Source organism: Tardiphaga sp. GW822-FHT04G09, from assembly GCF_058800725.1.
Window position 1 is genome coordinate 1 of record NZ_JBXAMO010000045.1, and the last position, 1698, is coordinate 1698.

Annotated in this window: 2 pseudogenes; both read right to left on the reverse strand. The window is 61.4% G+C overall.

From position 1 onward, the window contains the following. Window positions 1-87 (reverse strand): annotated as a pseudogene (locus AC1RLZ_RS31095) (IS21-like element helper ATPase IstB); the annotation flags it as partial. Continuing rightward, window positions 53-1585: pseudogene (istA, locus tag AC1RLZ_RS31100) on the reverse strand (IS21 family transposase). The pseudogenes istA and AC1RLZ_RS31095, both read right to left, overlap by 35 nt. Window positions 1586-1698: the final 113 nt, after the last annotated feature.

The following is a 1698-nucleotide window of genomic DNA, read 5'->3' on the forward strand; positions in this document are numbered from 1 at the left end:
CGCAGTCGTCATGATCTCGTCGAAGGCGGCCTTCATGCCATAGAGCTTGAGCTCACCCATGAGGTCGAAGAGTTGAGTACGTTCCATCAGATGGTTCTCCTCAGATTGTCGTAGCGGGCACAGTCGGCGATCGGGGCATGGCACAACGTCAGCGCAGCCGGCGTCATGATGTTGGCGGGTGGAGTGGGCTCTCGTTGCCGAGCCAGGATATTGAGCACGACATCGGCGGAATGGACGCCTTGGACGATCGCCTCGGCACAGGCCACCTCGACAGCGGGCAGACCGTCGGTCAGAACTGCGTTGAGGATGTCGACCATCTGCCGGTTGCCATCATCGGCACCGGCAAGCTTGCGCCGTATGCGCTCGATCGCAGCCGGCAGCACCCAGTCCTTGAAGGGAGCGCCGTTGCGCAAGGCGCCGGGTTTGCGAGCCAGCACCGGCACGTAATGCCAAGGATCATAGGTCGTCTCGCCACGACTGAAGGCGCGCGGATGCTCGGCAACGATACGTCCGTCCTGGCGGATAACGATGCGGTCAGCGTAAGCATGAACCTCGACCGGCCGCCCGACGGCGCTGGCCGCGACCGAGTACTTGTTGTTGTCGAAGCGGACCAGGCAGGTCTTCGAGACCGATGCCGGAACCGCATGGAATCCGTCGAACCGGCCCGCATAGGGAACCAGCTTTGGGCGTTCGGCTTCGAACACCTCCCAGATCGTCTGCTCGGTCAGTTCCGGATGACGGTGTGCCTTCGTGTAGGCGATGCACTTGTCCAGCAGCCAGGCGTTCAACTCGTCGAGAGTTTTGAACCGAAGCCGCGGTGTGAAGAAGCGCTCGCGGACAAGGCCGACCTGGTTCTCGACCTGGCCCTTCTCCCAGCCTGATGCCGGCGTGCAGGCCACCGGGTCGACGAGGTAATGGCTGCACATCTGCATGAAGCGGCGGTTGTAGAGACGACCTTTGCCGACGAAGATCGTCTCGACCGCGGTCTTCATGTTATCGTAGATGCCGCGCCCGCAGGTGCCTTTGAACAGCGCGAACGCCCGATCGTGAGCGTCGAACACCATCTCCTGCGTCTCACGCGGATAGCACCGCACAAACAACATACGGCTATGGCACAGCCGGACGTGGGCGGCCTTCACCATCACCGTCACGCCATTAAGCAGAACTACCTCGTGGCTCCAGTCGAACTGATAAGCTTCCCCAGGCGCAAAGCTCAGCGGGACATAGGCCGCAGCCGTCGATTGTCCACGGTCCGTACTCCATCGTCTGGCGTAACGCCGCACGGCATCGTAGCCACCGTCGTATCCACGCCCGCGCAGCTCTTCGAAGATCCGGATCAGCGTCAGTCGCTCGCGAGCGGCCTTGGTCGCATTTGCCGCCAGCAACACGTCGAGCTCCGTTGCCCATCTTCCGAGCTGGGCCTCGGCTGGACAACATGCTCGTACTCAAATGAGGTCTCTCCCGACCTCAGCACCTTCCGCACCGTGTTCCGTGACACCTTCAGGTCCCGGGCAATCTCCTTGATCGTCTTGCCCTTGATGAAGTGCTCACGCCGTATCCGCGCAATCGTCTCCACGATCAGCATCTCCGACCACCTGCTTTGTTACGAAGCAGGCAGCGCAACAGGCTAATGGTAGGGGGTCAATTTTGGACGCCGATCCCCCGGCTTACGGGGTCAATATTGCAGGCCGAATGACA